Origin of the sequence: Bacteroides sp. 14(A), from assembly GCF_000526555.1 — a bacterium.
GTDB classification, from domain to species: domain Bacteria; phylum Bacteroidota; class Bacteroidia; order Bacteroidales; family Bacteroidaceae; genus Bacteroides; species Bacteroides cellulosilyticus.
The window spans coordinates 39,802-63,672 of sequence record NZ_JAGH01000001.1; the positions used below are offsets into that span (position 1 = coordinate 39,802).

General features: G+C 44.6%; 14 protein-coding genes and 1 tRNA gene. 2 read left to right on the forward strand and 13 right to left on the reverse strand.

Annotated elements, in window-relative coordinates:
- Window position 1 precedes the first annotated feature (1 nt).
- Window positions 2-2,200 (forward strand): alpha-L-fucosidase, encoded by a 2,199-nt coding sequence (locus tag K429_RS0100110; RefSeq protein WP_007216975.1) that lies wholly within the window; start codon window positions 2-4, stop codon window positions 2,198-2,200.
- Window positions 2,201-2,330: 130 nt separating this feature from the next.
- Here K429_RS0100110 and K429_RS0100115 read toward each other — a convergent pair whose 3' ends face one another.
- The 4 genes from K429_RS0100115 to K429_RS0100130 form a co-directional block, all read right to left on the reverse strand.
- Window positions 2,331-3,656 carry a glucoamylase family protein gene (locus K429_RS0100115; protein WP_007210741.1) on the reverse strand — a complete coding sequence of 442 codons (1,326 nt, stop codon included), beginning with the start codon at window positions 3,654-3,656 and terminating at the stop codon, window positions 2,331-2,333.
- A gap of 109 nt (window positions 3,657-3,765) precedes the next feature.
- Complete coding sequence (bglX, locus tag K429_RS0100120; protein ID WP_025725661.1) at window positions 3,766-6,120, reverse strand: beta-glucosidase BglX; 2,355 nt, start codon at window positions 6,118-6,120, stop codon at window positions 3,766-3,768.
- 212 nt (window positions 6,121-6,332) lie between these two features.
- Entirely contained in the window at window positions 6,333-7,853 is a 1,521-nt protein-coding gene (locus K429_RS0100125; RefSeq protein WP_007216977.1) for a RagB/SusD family nutrient uptake outer membrane protein, read from the reverse strand.
- Between the two features lie 33 nt (window positions 7,854-7,886).
- Window positions 7,887-10,925, reverse strand: coding sequence for a TonB-dependent receptor (locus tag K429_RS0100130; RefSeq protein ID WP_025725662.1), 3,039 nt, complete (start codon window positions 10,923-10,925; stop codon window positions 7,887-7,889).
- A 251-nt stretch (window positions 10,926-11,176) separates the two neighbouring features.
- On the opposite strand from K429_RS0100130, the gene K429_RS0100135 reads away from it, so the two are divergent.
- Window positions 11,177-12,496 (forward strand): ATP-binding protein, encoded by a 1,320-nt coding sequence (locus K429_RS0100135; RefSeq protein ID WP_007216979.1) that lies wholly within the window; start codon window positions 11,177-11,179, stop codon window positions 12,494-12,496.
- A gap of 155 nt (window positions 12,497-12,651) precedes the next feature.
- Here K429_RS0100135 and K429_RS0100140 read toward each other — a convergent pair.
- From K429_RS0100140 to K429_RS28325, 9 genes are all read right to left on the reverse strand, one after another.
- Window positions 12,652-12,733, reverse strand: a tRNA-Leu gene (locus tag K429_RS0100140).
- 75 nt (window positions 12,734-12,808) lie between these two features.
- Window positions 12,809-13,834, reverse strand: coding sequence for a S41 family peptidase (locus tag K429_RS0100145; protein ID WP_007210735.1), 1,026 nt, complete (start codon window positions 13,832-13,834; stop codon window positions 12,809-12,811).
- Window positions 13,835-13,873: 39 nt separating this feature from the next.
- Window positions 13,874-14,734 carry a DUF3316 domain-containing protein gene (locus K429_RS0100150; RefSeq protein ID WP_025725663.1) on the reverse strand — a complete coding sequence of 287 codons (861 nt, stop codon included), beginning with the start codon at window positions 14,732-14,734 and terminating at the stop codon, window positions 13,874-13,876.
- A gap of 40 nt (window positions 14,735-14,774) precedes the next feature.
- Window positions 14,775-17,453 carry a DNA gyrase/topoisomerase IV subunit A gene (locus K429_RS0100155; protein ID WP_044096249.1) on the reverse strand — a complete coding sequence of 893 codons (2,679 nt, stop codon included), beginning with the start codon at window positions 17,451-17,453 and terminating at the stop codon, window positions 14,775-14,777.
- Between the two features lie 259 nt (window positions 17,454-17,712).
- Complete coding sequence (locus K429_RS0100160; RefSeq protein WP_025725665.1) at window positions 17,713-18,795, reverse strand: OmpA family protein; 1,083 nt, start codon at window positions 18,793-18,795, stop codon at window positions 17,713-17,715.
- Window positions 18,796-18,807: 12 nt separating this feature from the next.
- Window positions 18,808-19,386 carry a DUF4369 domain-containing protein gene (locus tag K429_RS0100165; protein ID WP_025725666.1) on the reverse strand — a complete coding sequence of 193 codons (579 nt, stop codon included), beginning with the start codon at window positions 19,384-19,386 and terminating at the stop codon, window positions 18,808-18,810.
- A 107-nt stretch (window positions 19,387-19,493) separates the two neighbouring features.
- Entirely contained in the window at window positions 19,494-20,375 is an 882-nt protein-coding gene (locus tag K429_RS0100170; RefSeq protein ID WP_025725667.1) for a BT1926 family outer membrane beta-barrel protein, read from the reverse strand.
- Between the two features lie 32 nt (window positions 20,376-20,407).
- Window positions 20,408-23,203 carry a hypothetical protein gene (locus tag K429_RS0100175; RefSeq protein ID WP_155923366.1) on the reverse strand — a complete coding sequence of 932 codons (2,796 nt, stop codon included), beginning with the start codon at window positions 23,201-23,203 and terminating at the stop codon, window positions 20,408-20,410.
- Window positions 23,204-23,224: 21 nt separating this feature from the next.
- Window positions 23,225-23,731: an AraC family transcriptional regulator gene (locus K429_RS28325; protein ID WP_025725669.1), complete on the reverse strand. Its 507-nt coding sequence runs from the start codon at window positions 23,729-23,731 to the stop codon at window positions 23,225-23,227.
- Window positions 23,732-23,871 lie beyond the last annotated feature (140 nt).

Genomic DNA, 23,871 nt, shown 5'->3' on the forward strand with positions numbered 1-23,871 from the left:
TATGAAACACAGTATTACTTTATTATTATTGGTGTTGTTCTCTTGCCAGAGTTCAGATAAATCACTGGCAACGTACAATATTGAATCGGTTGCTTCAGCTAAAGGCACCGAAGTATTTCAGGACAATTGGGATAATATCAGAGAGAATTATAAATTCCCTGAATGGTTTCAGGATGCGAAGTTTGGAATCTTTATACACTGGGGTATATATTCTATTCCGGCATTTGGTACCGAATGGTATGCTCGTCACATGTATATGCAGAATAGCAATGAATATAAATATCATGTCGAGAAATACGGTGATCCTTTAACTTTTGGTTATAAAGATTTTATTCCGATGTTTACTGCCGAGAAGTTTAATGCTGACGAGTGGGTGGAGTTGTTTAAGGAGTCCGGGGCGAAATATATTGTTCCCGTAGCCGAGCATCACGATGGTTTTGCCATGTACGATAGCAAAGTGAATTCATGGAATTCAGTAAATATGGGACCTAAAAAAGATATTGTCGGGCTATTGCAGAAAGCGGCTGATAAGCGCGGACTTATATTCGGACTTTCTACGCACCGGGCCGAGAATGCATGGTTCTATGGAGGCGGAATGAAATTTCCTTCCGATGTGCAGGATAGCACTATTACATTATATGGCGAACGGTTGGAGAGAAATCAGGTAAACACGAGATTCATGAACAACTTTATGACTCATACATATGAGTTAATAGACAAGTATCATCCCCGCCTAATCTGGTTTGACTGGACAGTTAATAGCCCTCAGATTATGCCGTATTTCAATAAAATCATGGCTCACTATTATAACACGGCTATTGATTGGGGAGAAGAAGTGGTGGTAAATACTAAATATGGTTATCCTAAGGATGTTATGGTATGGGATGTGGAACGTGGAAAATCGGATGCGTTAAAACGTTACCCCTGGCAGACAGATACCTCGGTAGGAAAGAAATCGTGGAGTTATGTGGTTGACGAAGAGAATAAGACACCGGAACAAATAGTTCAAGATCTGGTTGATATCGTAAGTAAAAATGGTAATTTACTTTTGAATGTAGGTCCCAGGGCAGATGGAAGTATTACCGAAGAACAGCAATCTGTATTGCGTGGCATTGGCGAATGGCTGAAAATAAATGGTGAAGCTATCTATGGCACACGTACTTGGGTACGCTATGGCGAAGGGGCGATAAAAGGTGCTTCCGGTGCGTTTACCGATTCTCACGCAACTTCGTATACTGCTGGGGATATTCGTTTTACGACTCATGGAAATATATTGTATGCAACAAGTTTAGGCTGGACCGATGGGAAGATTCTAATAAGTTCGTTGGATGCTTCGAAGACGAAGAATATGGAAATCAAGAATGTGAGTTTATTAGGATCGAACGAGAAAATAGACTGGAACTATACCGATAAGGGGCTTGAAATACAATTCCCCAAAAATAAACCTTGTGAATATGCTTATTCTTTTAAGATAGAACTGAACGGATTGGCTATTGGAGATGCTTCGTACACAATAACTCCGGATAATAACCTCGAAATCTCTGATTATATTTACAATCATTCAAATAAGCCGCAAACGGTTGCTCTGCAAGTTAAAAATGATAATAAGGTTGTAAAAGAAGAACCGTTTATTATCGAGCCTTCTGTAAGGAATGAATACATTCATGTTCTTACTGAAGTTTCTAATGGATTATGTGATATCTCTATGCAAATTGAAGGCCTGAAAACATCAGCTTACACAGGTCTGTTCCCTGCTCTTAATTTCGAAGATAACTGGAAGTTCCATAGAGGAGATGATATGGCCTGGACGAAACCGGATGTAGATGAAAGTGAATGGGAACCTACTGCTAAACTGCCACAAAATTGGGAAACTCATTCCGGTTACGATGCTCCAAGGGTATTTGGCTGGTATCGGAAAACCATTAATATTCCCGAAGAATGGCGCCATCTCAAACTGATACTTCCCATTGGTAGTATAGATGATGCGGGAGAAGTTTATTTGAACGGTATCTGTATCGGAAAATCCGGTTCGCTTCCACCCAATTTTATATCTTCTGGAAATGTACCTATTGAGGTTGAGTTACCCGAACACGCTATACAATATGGGAAAGATAATATTCTGTCAATCCGTATTTTTGATGATAGGGGAGACGGTGGAATTGTAAGAGGACCTTTAGGGCCATTGAAAGTAGGGAAGTAAGTAGGTATTGGAAATCATAATTGATTTTCAAAAGTGAAATCACTGTATGGTTGAGAGGCGGGAGTGCCTCTTTATCATACAGTGATTGTTTTATTCTTGATCTTCCCTGGTAATGAGGAAACTAAAAACTCTATTTAAATCCCAGTTTCTGCAATCCGTTTTGCACATCCGGATGGCTCATAAATAGTTTCCATAACAGGCCGGTACGATAGTTCTCTATCATGACGGCAATAGGTCCCTGATCGATAGCAAGATATCGTTTAGGATACCAGTTCTCTGTTTCGGAGAAAGCATCGTAGAAACCATAAGGACCGAATAGCTTATCGCCCATGTCGTAGAGATGGCGCATCACAGCGAGCGAATAGTCCGGGGTATAGACAATGGACGAAAGAGCGGCTGTAGGAGAGATGACTCCCTGGTCATCCCGCTCGTTTGGCATGTGGGCGGCGTATCCGTTGACGGAGTAGCTGGCAGTCACTCCCCAACAGTCCGGACCGAAACCTTTGTAGTGCTTCGGATTTCGGATGCAATAAGCACGGTTCACGAGAGTCAGATTACGCATTTCATCGAAATAGCTGGCGCAGTATTCATCTTTTAGATGCGTCGGATCTAATCCGAGGAAGGAATAATGTGCCCAGAAGAGGGGACCAGCTTCACAACCCTGATAGCGCAGATGAAGTTCGATATCTTCTACTTTATGGGGTTCGACGATGGCGCCGTTCTGTGCCCATCCCTCATGATAGACGGAGGCGGGAACGCCGTGCGTGGGTGAGGCAGCGGCAAGCAGGTACATGATGAGACATTCGTTGTAACCATGTACGGGGAAGTCCATTGCCCAACCGTATTCGGGACTCCAATGCCAGTAGAGTACATTCTGGTTGCCCTGGCGATAGAAATTCCAGTCGACATCACGCCAAAGGGTATCGATGCGTTTGGCAAGCGCCTGTTCTTGGGGAGAACCGTTGACGTAATATTGGTGTACGGCAAGCAGCCCTTGTATAAGGAAAGCTGTTTCTACGAGGTCGCCACCGTTGTCTTTCTGTCCGAAAGGCTTTACCTTGCCGGTGTCTCCATACCACCAGTGAGGATAGGCACCGTGGAAGCGGTCGGCTTTTTCAAGGAAAGAGACTATCTTTTCCATACGCGCCAGACCTTCTTCACGAGTGATGTAGTTGCGGTCGATACCTGAAAGTATCGCCATAATGCCGAAGCCGCTACCGCCGGAAGTAATGACGTTCTGGTCTTTTTCGGGGTAGATACCATCCATGTGGATACGCTCGGGGGCAAGACCGCTGTTAGGCTCCGCGCCTTCCCAGAAGTAATTGAAGGTTCGCCGTTGAACGGTGTCCATGAGGGCATCATCAGTAAGTTGGGCGGCACTTCCGGTCTTGGCATTCTTGCAGGCTCCGAGGAGAAGTAAAAAGAGGAGGGGAAGATAGGTTGTTAATTGTTTCATAATTAATAAGGGGTTAAAGTTTAGTGATTAGGGTTTAGTGATAAGTGATTAGTGCCATGCGGAATAATAGCGTAGCCCACTAATCACTTATCACTAAACCCTAATCACTTTATTTAAGTGTCAACTTCGCCGTCTTCACAGCCTGGCTGTTTCCACCGATCATGATGTCAAAGTCACCCGGTTCGGCTACGTAGTTCAGGTCGTAATCATAGAAGCGAAGCAGATCACGCGTGATAGTGAATGATACCGTTTTGCTTTCTCCGGCGCGAAGGAAGATTTTATTGAAACCTTTCAACTCGCGTACAGGGCGGGTGATACTTCCTACGAGGTCGCGGATATAGAGTTGAACTACTTCCGCACCGTCATGTTTACCAGTATTGGTGACGGTGACTACGGCTGTAACGGAACCATCTTTTCCCAATGTCGGTGTGCTCAATGCAATGTCACTGTACTGGAAAGTGGTATATGACAATCCGTAACCGAAGGGATACAGCGGTTCGTTATCCACATCCAGATAATTTGAACGGAACTTTTCGAACCATTTGCCTGCCGCCAGCGGCCGACCGGTATTCTTATGATTGTAGAACAAAGGTATCTGGCCTACATTCTTCGGGAAAGTCATGGTTAGTTTTCCACTCGGATTGACGTCACCGAACAGAACATCGCCAATGGCATAAGCCGCTTCACTGCCTCCGAACCATACATTCAGGATGGCAGGTACATGCTCCTGTTCCCAGTTCAGCGTCAATGGCCGACCGGTAAAGAGGGTTAGTACTACGGGTTTACCCGTTTTCAGTAAGGCTTCCAACAAGGTATGTTGTACATCGGGCAAGCCGAGTTCGGTGCGGCTTGAACTTTCACCGCTCATTTCAGAAGATTCTCCCAGGGCAGCTACGATAACATCGGCACCGGCTGCAACTTTCAGTGCTTCGTCCAGTAACTCCTGGTCCGTGCGATTATCGCGGTTCAATGAACGGCCGAACATGGTGGCACGTTCTTCGTAAGCTGCATCGCCGATGAGGTTACTACCTTTGGCATAGGTGATGTTAACCTTGCCTGCCATCATTTCTTTCAAGCCTTCGTATAAAGAAGGATAATCGTTGAGGCGTGCGGCTACGCTCCAGGTGCCCGGCATGTTGCTGCGGGTATTTCCGAGAGGGCCGATGACGGCAACTGTACCTTGCTTCTTCAACGGAAGCACGGGGGAAGCAGTTACGGGTGACGAGCTATGAGCTGCGAGTGGCTGTGCGGTGGCGGGGGCATTCTTCAGAAGAACAAAACTTTCGCCGGCAATCTTGCGGGCGGCGTCACGATGCTCTTTTGTGAAGATATCCCGCTTCGGACGGTTCACGTCGCAGTATTTATAAGGATTGTCGAACAGTCCCAGCTTGTATTTCGCTTCCAATATCCGGCGGCAGGCTGTATTCAACGTGCCCATTCTTACTTTTCCTTCTTTAATGGATTTCATCAGTGTACCGACGAAGCCCTCACTTACCATATCCATGTCCACCCCTGCATTAAGAGCGAGTGCACTGACGGTTTGCAAGTCGCCGACACCATGCTCTATCATCTCTGAAATGCCTGTGAAGTCCGTTACCACAAACCCTTCGAAGCCCCACTGGCCACGCAGCAAATCGCTCAGCAGCCATTTGTTACCGGTGGCGGGAATACCGTCTATTTCATTGAATGACGCCATCACACTACCCACTCCGGCCTCTACGGCAGCCTCATACGGGTACATGAATTCATTGAACATCCGGTTGCGGCTCATATCTACTGTATTATAGTCGCGTCCGGCTTCTCCGGCTCCATACAATGCAAAGTGTTTTACGCAAGCCATGATTTCATCGTTGCGGTGCAATTGGTCTTGCAGATTGGCACCCTGGTATCCGTATACCATTGCCTGTGCGATAGCTCCACCCAGGAACGGATCTTCTCCCGAGCCCTCGCTGACACGTCCCCAACGTGGGTCGCGGCTGATGTCTACCATCGGACTGAATGTCCAGGAAATGCCGTCGGCACTTGCTTCGATGGCTGCAATACGGGCGGATTTCTCGATAGCCGCCATATCCCAGGTGCAGGACAATCCCAATGGAATGGGGAAGATGGTTTCGTAGCCATGTATCACATCCATGCCGAACAGCAGGGGAATACCGAGGCGTGATTTCTCTACTGCCAGCTTTTGCACTTCAAGAATACGGTCTACACCTTTCAGGTTGAAGAGTCCGCCCACCAATCCTTTTTCAATCTTTTGTGCCACGTCGCTACTTTTGGCCTGTCCCGTGGTGATGTCTCCCGTGACGGGTAGGTTCAATTGTCCGATTTTCTCTTCCACGGTCATCTTCTTCATCAGTGCGTCGATGAAGCGATCCATGTCTTGCGGTGACTTTTGAGCCTGTGCCGCCGCTATGCTCATTAAAGCGCTGATCAGCAACAGGCTTGTTCTTTTGAGTATTTTCTTCATATCTTTTTATTTATATAAGTTAGGGTCCGGTAAGGAGATACTTTGCATTTGTTTGTTCCCCCAGTTGGAACTACCAGTTTCAAGCGATGAAACTGCCGGTTTCTCGGTGTGAAACTGAGAGTTTCAAGGCATGAAACCAATGGTTTCACACCGAGAAACTTTTAGTCACCTGCCGGCATCTTTCTGATATCCCCTATTTAATTCCTAATTGATTAATAATCGGGGTTTTGTATCAATACACCGTTTGATTTATCTATCTCTGTTTGCGGCAATGGCAGCAGTGCGTTTTTAGGCTGATAGTTCTTTCCGGCAGCCTGAAGCACTTCTTGTGCGATACCCCAACGTACGAGGTCATAGAAACGGTCGGGCTCTAATCCCAGCTCTACGCGGCGTTCGTGACGGATAGCTTCACGCAATACACTCTGATCCAGAGACTCTACTTTAGGAAGTACATTGGTCAGTGTGCCGCGGGCATGTGCGCGTACTTGTTCCAGATAACCGCTTGCTTCGCCCATCAAACCTTTTTCGTTGGCAGACTCGGCAGCCATCAACAGCACGTCCGGGTAACGGATCAGGCGGATATTTACCCAGAAGCCCATGCGGGTATACTTGCGGCGCAAGGCTGGGTCGGTGTATGCTTTCTTGTTGAAGTAAGCGCCCATGGCGGTAGAAACGGGAGATTCGCCATAAGGTGTATTGGTATTCTCCGGTGTGATGGGGTCGTCATTACTGTGGCGGAAGTAAAGCAGTGTAGCATTCTTACGCGGATCACCCGGTTCGTAAGCTTTACCCATCAGGGTGGTGGCCATGTGCCAGCCCCATCCCAAATCCCAATCGCCTGCTCCGCGCACACCCTGTACCTGGCAGAATTGGCTGCCGATACTACCATCTTCTTTCATGGCATCGGTGGCTTCACATTGCAGTTCGAAGATACTTTCACCACAGTTCTCACCTTCTACGGTGAAGACTTTATCTACCGGAGTATTCAGGTTATAAATGCCGGAGTTGATTACTTCGGTAGAGGCTGTATACATATTGTCCCAATCGTTACGCATCATGTAGGTGCGTGCGTGCAGGGAACGTGCGGCACCCCAGGTGACGCGTCCGGTGTAGTCACTGTTCCATCGCAGTGGCAAGCAATCCTCGGCTGTGGTCAGGTCCTTGTCAATCTGTTCGTATATCTTCTCAGCAGTGGTTTTGGGGACATTGGCATCGGAAGCCTCGACTACTTTAATGGTTACCAAGGGAACTTCACCGAAGGCACGCACCAAGTTGAAGTAACAGTAAGCACGGAAGAAGAGGGCTTCGCCCTTGGTACGGATATTTTCGGTATCGTCCTTGTTTTCGCTCTTCTCTATATCGTCCAGGATTTCATTGCACTGGTAGATGATTTTATAGTTCTGGCTCCAGTATGCGCCCAGAGGACCATTGGAAGCAGTATACTCGAAGTCATCGTACATTGCAGCCTGCTCGCCACCGTCACCGGCATCACTGCCTTTCTCAGAATCTTCACTGCGTACCATGTGTATCATGAAAGCGGGGATACCTGCGGTGATATCATAACCACGCATCAAGTAGTAGACATTGTACATCTTTCCGCCTACAAGGGCGTTGGGAGCGTCGTCTTCCGTGAACTGTCCCAGTGGGTCGCGGTCCAGGAAGTCATTACAAGCACTGAATGAGAGGGCGGTTGCACCAATCAACAGGGATAGGATATATTTCTTTATCTTCATATTCTTTGTTGTTAGATGGTTTATGATACTGCTTTAGAACGTTAAGTTGAATCCAAACGTATAAATCGCCGGCATCGGATAACTTCCGTCGTCTACCCCGAAGGCGATGGCCGAGCCACCCAGTTCAGGCGTATATCCGGTGTTATGCTTCCATGTTTTCAGGTTTTGGATATTCACATAAAGTTTCAATGCCTGCATACCGATCTTGGAAATCAGCGCCTTATCAAAGTTGTAAGCCAGTGATACGTTGCGGATGCGGAAGAACGAGCCGTCTTCTATATAATATTCGGAATTCATATTGTTGATGGTATGCTTCGTGTTCAGCAACGGCTGGGTATTGCTGGTACCCTCTCCATGCCAACGGTCCATGCGTTGTGCCATGAAGTTGAACTGGCTCCAGCTGTAGTTATCCCAGGTACGGTAAATCTGGTTACCGCCTTGTCCCATCATATCTACTGCCAACTCCCAGTTTTTGTAACCTACTCCGAGAGTGATACCATAAGTGACATTAGGTGTCGGGTCACCAATCATGGTACGGTCGGCGGTGGTGATTTCACCGTCACCGTTCACATCCTTAAACTTCAAGTCACCCGGAGTGACGGTTGCAAGCGTATTTTTCGGTGAACTGTTAATCTCTTCCTGAGTCTGGTAAACACCTTCTACTTTGTAACCATAGAAGTAGCCGATAGGATAACCTGCCATTGTATAACTTTGGCTCTTATCTCCGGCAATGATGGAGTATCCATCCTGTACAAGGCTTAATACCTTGTTCTTTATTGTAGTCAGGTTGGCCCCGACGTTATAATTCCAGTCGCCGATCTGGTCGCGCCAGCTCAGTGCAAGTTCCACACCCAGGTTTTCGATAGATCCCAGGTTACCGATGCCCGGCACGGTTCCTGAGATACCGGGAACTTCTGCCAGCAGGTCCTTAGTTTTCTTCTTGTAATATACACCTTCAAAGTGCAGACGGTTGCGGAAGAAGTTGGCTTCGGCACCTACTTCCCATGCTTCTACTTTTTCCCAACGCAGGTTCGGGTTAGGGAGATAGGCAAGCTGATAGCCCGGATAAATGGCGGACGGAGTACCGAATACTGCGGAATAGGCATTGCTCAGCAAAGGCTCTGCCGGATAGGCTCTATCCAGGTTTTGGTTACCCAGGGTACCCCATGATCCTTTCAGTTTCAACATATCCAGCCATTCGATACCTTTCATCCATTCCTCTTCGCTCATCAACCAACCCAGACCTACGGAGTAGAAATTCTGCCATTGGTTTCCTGTATAAGAGAAAGCGGAAGAACCGTCGCGGCGGTAGGAGCCGTTGAACAGGTATTTGCCTTTATAGTTATAGAGAATACGTGCCAGTACAGATACTGTAGAACGTTCCCATTGTGTACTACCGTTGGTTGCAGTGGCGGCATCGCCGATACTTACATACCATTTGTCCGGATTGTCCGGAATGACCAGTCCTACGCCTTGTGTGCGTCCGGCATTCAGATTTTCGAGTTTATTATAATAGGTGGTAAAACCGGCGGTGGCTGTCAGACTATGGTCGCCCCAGGAGTTGGTATAAGTCAACAGATAGTCGCTCTGCACTTTCATCTCGGTCTCTTTAGCCTGAGTCACTCCGGTCTTGCCGGTGCCCAATGTAGCTATGTCATCCTCGGCACTGGCATCATACACTTTAATAATCGGTGTGTAAGTCCGTGTGCTGTTCGATGCATAATCCAGCGAGAACATGGCTTTGAACTGAAAGTGTTGCAGGAAGTCCCATTGCCCGTATATGTTGCCCGAACCGCGGTAGTTCTCCGCCTTTGTGGTATTTGCCTTCAGTTCAACGTCCACCATCGGGTTATTCATCTGCGCTTTCTGGAAGCCGGGGAGGGAGGTATACAATCCATATTCTTTGTTATACACCTCTGCTACCGGAGCTGCCCGCAAAGCAGTGGCAACACTCTTTGAATCAGCTGGCAGCATACGTGCACCGTTAAACTGGAAACCTACTTTGAAGTTGTCCGTCACTTTATAATCATTGCTGATGTTTAGTGTGATTTTGCTGTACTTCTCGTGCTTGATGTTCCCTTGTTCGTAGGCATAACCTGCGCCGAGGTAGAAGCTGTGCTTGTCGGAAGCACCTGTAATGCTGATGTTGTTGTTCGTAATGAATCCGGTCTGGAAGATTTCGTCCTGCCAGTTGGTGTTACCTGTCCAGTCCGAGAAATTATATTCCGGATTGCCTTCATTTCTCAACTGTTCGTTATACAGCAGTTTGAAACCATCGGCATCTACCATTGCAATTTTATTGGTAATGGCTTTGAAGCCGAACGAACCATTGATGTTTACCCGTGTCTGTCCCTCTTTCGCTTTCTTGGTGGTGATGATGATTACACCATTGGCACCACGCACACCGAAGATGGCAAGTGAGGAAGGGTCTTTCAGGATTTCCATTGACTCGATATCCTGCGGGTTCAGGAAGTTGATGTTGTCATTGAACAGTCCGTCCACTACATACAAGGGCTTGTAACCATTGATAGAGTTTGTACCGCGTACGCGGATTTCCGGGTCGGCACCTGCCTTACCGGAGTTGATGATTTGTACACCGGCCACTTTACCTTGCAGGGCAGACAGTGGGTTGGCAACAGGTTTGTTGGCAATTTCGTCACCTTTAATGTTGGTGATAGATCCTGTCAGGTCACGCTTTTTGGCGCTACCGTAACCGATGACCACTGTTTCGGCAAGCATTTGCGAGTCTTCTTTCATCTGTACATTGATGACGCTTTGGTTACCTACTTTAATGCTTTGCTTCTCCATGCCTACGTATGAGAAGTCAAGGGTGGCATTTGGCGGAACTTGGATTGAATAATCACCATCCAGTCCGGTCACTACACCGGTATTGGTGCCTTGTACCACAATGGATACACCAATCAACGGTTCTTTAAATGAGTCGGTAACGACACCGGTTATGGTCCGTTCCTGAGAAAATGCGGCAGTGCCTATCAGCAGGAAACATACCGTCAAGAATAGATTTTTCAGCCTTAGGGCTCTCTTCATAGGAGGGTTCAGGTTTCTCTTCATTGCATTAAATTTTTATGTGAATGATATATTGCATCAGAACAATGCAAATGAAAAAAAGATTTCGAGGTCATTCAAATCCCGGTTTTTTAACACAATTCCTTTAGCCTGCTATGAATTAAGTAGGTTAGAAAGATACCTGCATTTCTTTTGGGTGTAAGTACAAAAAATAATATCTTTGTATTATCGTAATGGATGTTACCGTAATGACTGTTGCGATAATGATGATTTATTTATTAAAAGCATAGTTTATTATGAAATTCTATGATCGTGAAGAAGAACAAGAATTATTAGAGAATATCCGTGAAGCTTCCCTGCAAGAGTCGCAAATGACTGTTCTATTCGGTCGGAGGCGTATTGGAAAAACCCAATTGGCGCTACAGTGTACCGCAGGAAGTCTGACTCTTTATTTCTTTGTTGCGCGTAAGGCGGAAACTTTGCTTTGCCAGGACTTCGTAGAGGAAGCTGAAAATAAGTTAGGATTGCCTATTGGCAGTTATGTTTCTTTTGCCAAGTTATTCCGTCACTTGCTTATTATCTCCCGGGAACGTCCCTTTAATCTTATTATTGATGAATTTCAAGACTTTCAGCGTACTAACCCCTCTATTTTCAGTGAAATACAAAGAGAGTGGGACTTGAATAAGGGGACTTCAAGAATGAACCTTATTGTTAGTGGTTCTATCTATTCGTTGATGCACCAGATTTTTGAAGATCGGAAAGAGCCTCTTTTCTCCCGTGCCGGGCAGATGATACATTTGAAACCATTCAAGGTGGAGGTGTTGAAGGAGATATTGGCCGATCATAATCCATCCTACCATCCCGATGATCTTTTGGCGCTTTATTCATTTACAGGAGGGGTAGCGTGGTACGTCAATCTGTTTATGACAAATAAGGCGTATACCAAGGATAAAATGATTGGTTTGTTGGCACGTCCCAACTCTCCTTTTTTGAATGAAGGGAAGAATTTGCTTATTGAAGAGTTTGGACCGGATTACTCCATTTACTTCTCTATCTTAGAATGTATAGCCGGCGGAGACTATACTCGTGGAGAAATTGAAAATCGTTTGGGAAAGGCAGAGATTGGCGGCTATTTGGCTAAGTTGGAGAAATATTATTCTTTGATAAGTAAGAAACGCCCTATTTTCTCTAAGGAGAACTCTAAACAAGTACGCTATTGCATAGCTGATAACTTCCTTACTTTTTGGTTTCGCTTTATTTATCGTTATCAAGGGTATATTGAATCCGGTGCATTGAAACTGGTGGAAAATATAATCCGTCGGGATTATGATGTCTTTTCAGGAAGTATGCTGGAGCGCTATTTCCGTGATAAATTTATGCAATCTGGTTTATATACTGATATTGGTATGTACTGGAATCGAAAAGGAGAAAATGAAATCGATCTTATTACATTGAATGATTTGGATAAGACGGCTGCCATTTACGAGATAAAAAGAGATGAATCTCGGTATAGCATTACCAAACTGGAAGAGAAAGTGACAAGTCTATTGGAGGCGGAAAAGGAATTGAAAAAATATAGTCTTGATTTAGGGAAGCTCTCATTGCGGGATATGTAGAAAAGTTAGTTGCCGGAAGAAAAGGTGTCACCGAATTTGTCACCGAATTAATATCTGTATTTCTTGAAGTATTGAATTGTAAACAAAGAAAAAGCCTTCGGAAACTAATTCCAAAGGCTTTCTCTTCTTACATTTTAACCGTATTTTAAATACTGTGCGGGTGATAGGACTCGAACCTACACGCCTCTCGGCACCAGATCCTAAGTCTGGCGCGGCTGCCAATTACGCCACACCCGCAGTGGCTTTCTTGTTAAGCGGTGGCAAAGATAGAAAGTTTTTTCTTTCTGGCAAATAGTTTGGCATAGAAAGTGTTTATTGAACTACTTTTAAGAGTTCCCGTGCCCGTTCTATAATGGCATCACTTTTGGTATCATCCTCATCCATATCTACTTTCTCGTCTGGATCAATGCCGAATTCGATATGTTGTTTGTCTGCATCCAGGTGGGGGCTGGCGGAGAAACGTACACCCCAACCATTCGGAAGCTCTGAAGAAAAAGGTAATCCCGAACCGCCACCGGTTTTGTCACCTACCAGAGTAACGTTAGGAAAATAGCGCATCGCATTTACGAAATCATTTGTTGCGCTATAAGAGTGACGGTTGATGAGAAGCATTACTGGTTTTTGCCAACGGATGCTATTGGAGGGTTCCAAGTAAATGGGTTTGGGATCAGAGAAGTCACTGTGTCCCTTCCCGGTCTTATGCTGGATATATCCCGTCAACACTTTCTCATTAGTGAAGCGGGCCGCTATACGCTCTGAATTGGTCAGATTTCCGCCACCATTGTTGCGAACATCCAGAATCAGGCCACTACATGGAGCAAGGTAAGAAAGTACCTCATCCAGATTGCCGTTACCGACACCACTGGAGAATGATTCATAATAGATATATCCGATATTGTCATCCAGAATCTTATATTTCATGCCGGCAGCGATGCGGTACGTCTTTCCGAGATATTGCCGTTCGATAATACCTTCGTTGAAGTTTCGGGGATAATCCAGATACCAGTCCCAGTAACGGGCCACATTTGAAGAACTGTACAGATTCACATGACCGTCTTTCAGTTCCGCCAGCATACTGTCAAGCACTTGGAACAATCCGTCATTACCCATGTTGGACGTAATAAGAGGTTGGTATTTATCATGGATGGCATCCCAGTCTATTTGTTTGTAATCCAGGAAACAGTATTGCTCGTCAATGATCTTCCACAAAGCTTCGAAGTTTCCCTGTGGTGAATTGTTGAACTCTTCCTCCCGGATACAGCTGGATAGCAAAGGCAGTATCATGAGCGCTACTCCCAGCCATCTAAACTTACTATGATATATTTCTTTTATTCCCATTATTCTATCCCCTTATCACGATGTTATCGCTTTATCACTTTATTTTTTCTTCTTGTCACGAATGAGAAACAATTCTTTTACGAAACCTACCATAAACACATGCGAATAGGTATGCGTCTTTATATCATTTACCTTGGACTGTTGCGCATCCCAGAGATAGGCTAAACGCATTTTGGCTCTTCCTACCGGGAAATCAACAGTCAGCATCTGCCGCAGGGATGGCTGGTTGTGTAGGGAAGTGAAATTAATCACCCCGTTCCAGTTGCCCAACGTAAATATTTCGTAGTACGACTGTCCATAGTTGGGTGAGAACATAATACCTGCAAAAGGCAAGTTAACCTGATAGCGCAGGCTAATCGGATAGTTCTTGATTCTTAAATCCCATATTGCCATTCCCGATGCATCCAGATTGATGTAAGCGCGTGCCTGTGCCGGGTTGTTGCCATTGCGCAGATTGTAGACAAAGCCACCATTTAAGTCGATAAGTCCTCCGGCAAGTAATTTGAAGTTAGAAGTAATCGGAAAATTATAATGCAATCCGTAATTCCAGTTTGCCAGACCGGAGAACGTATTGTTGTTGTCCACCCGGTTGTGTGTATAGCCTAAGTCTGCCTGGAAGAAACTTTGCAGAGATACATTACCGTTCATCCACTTCGTCATGCGCATACTTTCGCGGGAAATACGGAAGTCAACGCCTTTGTATTCTTGCGGTGACAGGTAGGTGTCGAATACGTTTGTGAAGCCGACACCATACATTGTGGCGCGGGTTATAAAGCGTGTCCTTGCAGAAGAGTCCGCCCTCAGCTCTTGCAGCGCCTTTTCTTCAACACTTTGCGCTTTTATACTTCCACCTGCCAAAAGCAGGCATCCCACTATTACACCAATCTTATATAACTTCATTGATATAGTTGCTTATCACTAATCACTAATCATTAATCACTTAGAACAGCTTCATCTGCCCCGTTATTTCATCCCGGATATCATCTTCACTCTTTCCATGATCGGGGTCTAAAATTTCCGGCTCTTCTTCCTCCTGATCTTCTGTGTCCTGCGAAACCTCCGGCTGTCGTGTAGGTTCCAGTTCGTTGACAGTTTCCATTGTGAACGTAGTGATACGTTTACCTTTTGCTTTGAAACCTTTTACGGCGATAAATTCATCAGCCTCTATAATCATGGGTTCACGGAAACTGTCGTGTCCGCCGAATATGATTTCCAGGCGGGGATAACATTCGTCCGTCAGTAAGATGAGGCGATTGTTCTTGTTCTCTCCCAGATAGTTCTGCTTGCGGTTGGTTGCTTCCATACAGAAACGTTTGATATATGGGAAATTCTGTTGATCCGCGTCATAAAGTACGGCTGTCCATACCTTGTTCGGGTCAAACTTCTCTAATATACGAATATTGGCTTCATAGTGGTTGCTGAGATCGAAGTTGGTGATGTAGAACTCTCCGTTATCATGCACCACCAAGATACTGTCGTCGCTCTGGAATTCTCCCAGGTATTCACCTCGTCCGTCATAATTAAGGCGAAGTATGTCACGGTCGAACCAAACTTTTCGTCCGCCCAGAGTAGAACCTCCACGCTGCTTCAAGGCGATCTTGTGCACCGGAAGCTTGGTTAGAATGTTTCCCCTTGCCTGGCGTCCCTTAATGCCGATGGCACTAAAGTCTTCTTCGAAGATAATGCGTCGTACCCGTGGATTGGGTTTCAGGGTTACTTTGATGACTTCCGCTTCCCCGTTGGGGTTGGCAGTGAAGTACATGATGCGTGAATCGGGTGTGCCTTGCGTCACATCATATTCGCGATCACGGATAATGCTTGTCACTGCAAAACGCTTGATATAATGTGTACCCTCTTTTCCGTCACGGTAAACCACATTGTAGATGGTGCGCTTATCGTTTTTCTTGAATACATTGGCATAAAGAATATTCTTGCCCACAAATTTCTTGTCGGAAACAGGAGTAACCAGATATCGTCCGTCCCGGAAGAAGATAATGACATCGTCGAGGCTGGAACAATTTGAGAGGAATTCATCTTTCTTCAGACCTGTGCCGATGAAGCCTTCTTCGCGATTGATGTATAATTTTTCGTTGGCTTCCACTACCTTGCTTGCCTCGATGGTATCGAAGTTGCGCAATTCTGTACGGCGCGGGAAATTCTTGCCATATTTGTTTTTCAGCATCAAATACCAGTCTACCGTATATTCCACGATATTAGCTAGGTGATGGTCTATTTCCTCTATGTCCGCTTTCATACGGGCAATGAGTTCTTCCGCTTTGTCGGAGTTGAACTTGAGGATGCGCCCCATCTTTATTTCCATCAATTTGAGGATATCTTCCTTGGTTACTTCGCGTACGAATTGTGGATAATAAGGTGTCAGACGTTCGTCGATGTGTTCGCAAGCAGCATCCATATTTTTGGCCTGCTCAAATTCCTTGTCTTTATAAATGCGTTCTTCAATGAAGATCTTTTCCAGTGAGGCAAAGTGCAGGCTTTCCAGTATTTCGTCTTTGCGTATTTCCAACTCCTGGCGCAGCAGGGATAAGGTGTTATCTACTGATTTTCTCAGTATATTGCTCACGGTGAGGAAGTGAGGTTTCTGATCGTCGATGACGCAACAATTGGGCGAAATGCTTACTTCGCAATCAGTGAAAGCATACAAGGCATCTATCGTTTTGTCCGAGGAAACACCAGGCGCCAGGTGAACCAATATCTCTACGTTGCCAGATGTCAGGTCTTCTACCTTCTTTATCTTGATTTTGCCTTTTTCGCTTGCCTTTACAATAGAGTCGCAAACACTGGCTACCGTTTTCCCGTAAGGAATTTCTTTGATAGCAAGTGTCTTATTATCAATCTTTTCAATTTTAGCGCGTATGCGTACCGCACCGCCACGTTCTCCGTCATTGTATTTAGAAACGTCGATGCTGCCGCCTGTCTGGAAATCCGGATACAGTTTGAATTCCTCTTCATGCAGATAGTGGATGGATGCATCGCAAAGTTCATTGAAGTTATGGGGAAGTATTTTGGATGAAAGACCTACCGCAATACCCTCTACTCCTTGTGCCAGCAGCAAAGGAAATTTAACAGGCAGGGTTACCGGTTCTTTGTTTCGTCCGTCATAGGAAAGTTTCCATTCGGTAGTTTTGGGATTGAACACTACATCGAGGGCGAATTTCGACAGGCGTGCTTCAATGTAACGGGGAGCAGCAGCGCCGTCACCGGTGAGTATATTACCCCAGTTTCCCTGACAGTCTACGAGTAAATCCTTCTGTCCCAATTGTACCAAGGCATCACCGATAGAAGCGTCACCGTGCGGGTGAAACTGCATGGTATGTCCTACGATGTTCGCTACTTTGTTGTAACGTCCATCTTCCAAACGCCTCATGGAGTGCAGGATGCGTCTCTGCACAGGCTTCAAACCATCATTGATGTGGGGCACGGCACGCTCCAGAATAACGTATGAAGCATAATCCAGAAACCAGTTCTGGTACATACCGCTAAGTTGGTATTTTGCTTTTACGTCTTTCGTGTCAGCGGGTTTATAATCCGAATGTCCTTCGCTCCCTTCCGGGAGTCCGTTTTCCAAGTCGTCTTTTGGTGCTTCAAAGTCTTCGCTCATATCTGTTCCGGGAATATCTATTCTGAATAATCACTGAATTTTTCAGTCGAACGCAAAATTACTAAATTTCTCGGGAAAACCTGCAAATGAAGGTTTTTTAATTATCTGGACTCTTTTAAAGGGGATTTGTGGTGGGAATAAGTGTTGGGAGTTGTCATGTGAGAGGGTGTTGTGAAAATTGGGATGTTCACAACACCCTTTGAGGCTGCTTGAAGATAATCATTGAGATGAATGATGGCCTCTGATGAAAATATATTGGTTAGTCGGCGATGATAATGACAACACGGTTCCAGTCGTTTGTTTGGAACGGTTGTTCCTTATCTTGCATACTGGATACAGTGAGACGGTCACGGCTGATGCCGTATTTTTCTATCAACTGTTTTGCTACTGCTTCTGCACGTTGTTTGGCCAAGCGGAGGTTGATATCCCGACTACCGGTTCCGTTGTCGGCAAAGCCTGTTACGGTAGCCTTCGATTCGGGGAATTGCTTCATGTAATCGGCTATGGCAAGCACGTTCATTTCCTGATTGGGGGCAACATTCGTTCTGCCTAATCCGAAGGCAACGTGGCTTTTGATGCCTTTCACTACTTTAGTGGGCGGACAGTCCTGTTTTATGATTACGGTATCAGTCTTTTGCATCATAACTTCTTTCACCTCCTTTGTCACTTGTGACCGTTGCTCATTGACGAGTTGATTCACTTCCTCTTCGGTGTATAGCACTTCTGGATATTCTTCGGATATACAAGTGATACATTTATATCCGGTCTTGAATTTGTAAGTGAGTCCTAATGATAGAGTGAAGTAAGTATCGAAAGAGTGATCATCCCGCCCGTTCCAGCGATCGGAAACGCCGTTGGCGAGTGCTTCGATGTTGAAGTCCAGAGCATCGTTCAGTCGCAAAGCTCCTTGCAAACCGAGGCGTCCCATAAAGCTACTGATGCTGTGGCTGTAAGTACGGTTGAAACCTATACCGGCTATAACGCTGAGATCGAACAATCGTTCGGGATATTTCCTGATGAGCTGGCTGAGGTTCATCAATCCGTCTACGGTGGCTGCGCCATAATAAAACCCGTGAGCCTGCTTGCTGATTTCAGAGCCGACGCGTCCGCGCCAACCACTGATGGCAAGCCGGGCTCCCCATACGGGGGAGAAATACTTACCTACAGCAATGACTCCGGTAGGAGCTATCAGTTTTCCAAAATCGGCGTCTCCGGTAGAGTAGGAGGCTCCCATTTGCCCTTGTACGAACCACGGATTCGGATTTGTTTTCTTTTCCTGTGCATGGACACCTAGGCAAACTGCTGTCAGTGCCATGGTGGTAATGATAATTTTGAGTTTCATAGTACACTGTTTTTAGTTACCCATTTGTGCTTTTACCTGTTTATTGTCATCGGTATTCAGATGTACGCCATAGTTACGATAGATGTACTCTCCTACAGCATTGTCTTTGTTGGATAAAATCTGCTGTTTGTAGAATTGTGAAAATATCTCAGATATTTCTTCCGGTGTAATGTCTGTTTTTGAAACGACTCCGTCTTTACAATGTTGCAAGGCGTCAAGAAATTTTTTGATTCGGGTGTTCAGTGGAGTACCGGATAATTTGATATATTCTCCCAGTTCAACCTTTATGGTGCCATTTTCTATAGCAACCGGCATATCGAGCTGATCGGTGGAATCCTGTTCTGCTGTCATGTGTATGATGGCTACATACGGTTCGCTGATGTTGCCTTTTTCTTCGAGATAAAAGCGTCCGTCCTTGACTTCACAACTATCTATGCGGTTCTCGGAATTGTCTGTCAGGTATACTTTTTTATATTCCTTGAATGAAAGATATCCTTTGATGCGGCAACCCGGACCGTTAGAAGTTTCCGAACAAGCAGTCCATCCTATTGCTATGACGACAAGAGATAAAAGTAAAATATATTTCTTCATTATATAACTGGTTTTTATAATAAAAGCGGTTCGGCTAATCGTGTTAGCAGAACCGCCTTCCCTGCATTACATACGTTAAGTCTTTGGCTTAACGCTGTTCCTTCATTTTAGAATCTGAAACCGAGTTTCAGCACAGGCATATCAAACAACTTGATGTTGTGGTGTCCTATACTGTATTTGTCGAAACCTTTCGGGCAGATTTGTATCACGTCGTAGCGGTAAGCTACCGGCTGGAGTTCCAGACCGACAATCATACCTTTGGCAAGGCAGTATTCCAGTCCCGCTACGGCAGCGCCTTTGATGCCGAACATCTGTCCGGCTTTTCCTGCTGCCAGGTAGACGTGTTCCGGAAGTCCTTCTTCACTGTCTTCGTCTTCTCCGTCGCTATACGTTTTGCCTGTATAGGGTTCCGTGGTTTCAATACGCGCCATCTGGAAACCGGCTACGGCTCCTATGTATGGGTGTATGCGTGGATTGCTCGTTTTGAAATAGCGGTTTGAACCAATCGATACATACCAATTATTGGTCACTTGTGCATTTACATACTTCTGAGCCGGGATAATCATGTCGGGCGCTGATTCATAATCGCCCTCTATGTAGTCCTTCTTTGGGGTAATACTGATGTTCATTCCCAAAGTGAAGTTAATATCCCAACAGTCGCTTATGAAGTATTTGGCCTGTAAACCGGCGATGTTGATTAAACTATTTTCATTGAGCCCGCTGATGTTCAGATAGCCATTCAGTTCGCCCGATATATCGGAACCTCCGGAGGGAAGTCCTATCGAGCCTTCTGTGTTGGTGTATTGCGGTAAAAGGAATAAAGTGTTGTCGTTGTACGACTGTCCACTATTTCCTAATACCAATGACACCTGCCACTGACCCTTGCGGGGAGCAAACACTACACCCTCCTTGTCGCCGCGGGTTTGTTGCGCCCATGCGGGCGCAACAAATGCGGCTAACAATAAGATTGTGCAAAGTTTTCTAATCATCTTTTTGTTATTTAAATGTTTAGTATTGCCGATTATTCAGCAACTTCCGCAGCCATAGCTGCAATCATCTTGTTCAGGGCATCCAATGCATCGTTGTAAACTTCCTGTGCAGCTACCATGGCAGCTTCTGCATCTTCCAGCGCTTCTTTTGCTGTCTGCAAAGCGGTGAGGTTGCCATTGTTGTAGCCATCCAAATTGCGTTGAGCGGTTTCGATAGCATGATTTTGATCTTCGATTGCTAAATCTAACTGTTCGATTGCAGTCTTCAACTTCATAACTTCTCTGTCGATGAGGTCTTGGCTCCACTCGTCGAAACCTGCTTCTCTGTAATCTTGGATAGCTTGCCAAACAGCTTGCTTCAAGTCGATGATCGGTTCAGAGGTAGCACGCAATTCGTTGAGTGCGTCAACAGCGGCTTGCAGTTTTTCGTTAATAGCCAGAAGTTCTTTTTCTAACGATTCTTCTTGTTCTTCATAACCGAGTTTTTGTTCTTCATACTTGGTTTCCATAGCTTCAATAGCTTCTGCAGTTGCACTAATCAGCTTGTTAACAGAACTGTTCTTGTCAGCCAGCCATGCTTCTGCGAATTTTACCTGAGCTTCCAAAGCGAATACTGCGCCCATTTTACCATATTGACGGCATGCATTGATGTAGTCATTTCCGTACAAGGGCTCGTCACTGCTTTCCTCTATGAGTTTTTTCACATCATCAAAAGTCAAGTCAAGTAGACGTGCGTCAGGATCTTTGTATGGGTTATAATTAAAGCCATAAGCTTCGCCGAACAGTGCCTGTGATCTGTACTTAATCAGTGTTTTGATGCTTTCTCTGCTGATTTCTGTTACGGCATCAGCATCTACTTCATATGTGTAAACATTACTTGGGTAGTAAATCCATTCACTATTAATATAGTTACCATCTGTATCACTCCAATTCGAAATATACTCGCTATTTTCATAAGAACTTTGGTAAAGTCCTGCAGCTTCACTGAAATTAGCTTTGTTATAGATTGAATGATATGTATTCCACTCATCAATACGCTGAGAAGCGTTCGTGTAGAATTTGTCATACAACGGTGTTACAACGTCTACTTCTGCAATAAGTGCATCTCTCTTGGCTTTATATGCTTCTACGGTAGTACGAACTGCGTTTTCTGCTTCTATTCGTTTAGTATCTTCTGCTTTGAGGGCTTTATCACGCTTTTCTTCAAGGGGTTTAGTCAATTCGGCTACGTAGGCATTATAGTCAAAATCTATATAAGCCTTCCAAGCTTCTTCTATTTTTGCCTGTTCGGCATCCGGATCATTCTTTAAAGTCTTCCAAGTTTCGTACAGTTTCGTTCTTTCCTCATTGGCTTTTGTATCTGGATCCAGTTTGTAATACTCTGTATAATATGTATTGTTGATATTATTTTTATTATCCCAAAATTCATTTGTTACTTTTTGATACACCTTGCGTGCATCTTCGAAAGCCGTCCATGCCTTTTGATAATCCGTTACCGCTGTATTAAATGGCTTGATAGCAGCAACAGCTTCTGTGTAACCGGTAATCTTACTTAAATCGATAACTACATCAGCCGGAGTACGATGGTAAACATCTACTGCTTCCTTCCAGTCCTTCTTCAGACCTTCGATAGCTGCATTTTCATCTTCAATCTGTTTCTTCCACTCTGCAATACGTTGCTGAGTCCATTCGTTGTCGTTTTCATCACGAGTCCATTGCTTAACTTGTGCTAATAATCTTTGTAACTCATTTAATCTGGCATCATAATTATCCTGGTTTATCCATTTATATGTCAGAGCTTCATATTCTTTGTCTTTAAGACCATTCCAAGCGAAAGGTAAAGCATCACCTGCGACTTCAGGATAAGTAAATGCCGGTATATCTATATCTTTTTGCATATTTTCAGTCATAGACTGAACTTTCTTATAATAATTAGTCAGTTCACCTTCCTGAATAGCACGTCTTTCTTCAGCAGCCTTTACGCTTTCATCTGCAATTTTTTTCTTTAGAGCATTGAGTTCCTGTTCCAGAGCTTCATACTTAGCGGCAAGTTCTGTAGGCTTCATGTTTTCGAATTCACCTAATCCTTCTTTAGCTTCTTTTAAAGCCGCTTCAAGACCTTCCAACTTCTTGTTTTCCAGTTTCAAAGTGCGTGCCAATTCGTATTGCCAGTATTCCTTGTCAGCTTCGGTTTCTTCCACCAACTGTGCAGCCTTATTCACAGCACGCTGTGCTAAGCGGACATCTTCCTTTTTCTCAGCTAAATCTTCTTTGGCAGTCTTTACATCATTGACGTAATCAGCCAACAAAAGCTGTTGCTGCTTTGTGAGTGAAGCTTTCTGTGCAGCGAGTTCCAACAGTACTTTTTCATATGCTACTTCTGCTTGCTTATATGCTAATTCCCAGCTTTTCACAGCTTGTTCTGCAGCAGCTATAGCACTATTTTTTTCGATTTCCCACATTTCTTTTTGGTGCTCCAATTCTGCAATCTGGGCCTGTAGTTTCTGTTTTTCCTGCTCATTTTGAGTTTCAATCAGCTTAACTTTTGCTTCTTCTTGTTTGGCGATAGCCTCTTTAATTTTCGCGTTGGCGTTTTCTGTTGCAGCAAGGGCTTTTTGGTATTCAGCTTGTGCCAATAAATAGGCTGCTTTTGCCTTCACTTGCTCAGCTTTTGCAGTTTCTACAGTAGCTTTTGCTTTCAGCAGTTCAGCTTTAGCTCCTCGCAGTTCGGCGATACCCGCAGGCTCGTCATTGTCAATACATCCGGTAAATACCGGCGTCGCGCCCAGCAACATGCCGGCAGCGACTAAGTAAGTCCACTTTTTCATAATAATAAAAAAATTGATTAATTAATAATTGGTTAATAAATTATCTATTTCCATATCTATTTTCTTTCTGATTTCTATGCTCATGTAATGTGCTCTGAAGTCCATGGGTGCTATATGCTCATACTTCATGAAAGCGGCATAAAAAGAACTTCTGGAAGCGAAACCACATCTTTTGGGCAGATTTCTAAGGTCGCATTGTTCTTTTTTAAGTAATTCTTTGGCATATTCTATACGATGTTTATTTAATAAGGTCTTTAAATTACATTTAAAACAAATGTTTATTACTTTTGAAAGATATGTGGTATTGGTGCATAGTAATAAACTAAATTTATTTAAGTTGATAGTCGGGTCCAAGTAAATCATTTTATTTTCTATGCAGTATAAAATATTATCGTATATTTCTTTCATTCTGCCGGTAGTATGAGCCACCTCGTCTTTTTTTGCATAAACAGCCCGCTCTGGGAGGATATCTTGAATGTCTCTCTCAAATAGCTTTTTATCAGTGTTTTTTGTTGATAGCGTTTCCATCGCAAATTTTCTGTTGTTGACCTCACAAACTTATATATTTATTTTATAAGAAAAATGTCTTTTGCGAAATATTCTTTAATTTAGCAGTAAAAAATTTAAAAAGCTGGACAAAGTGATGTTTTTTCGTTCTAAGATTTAGA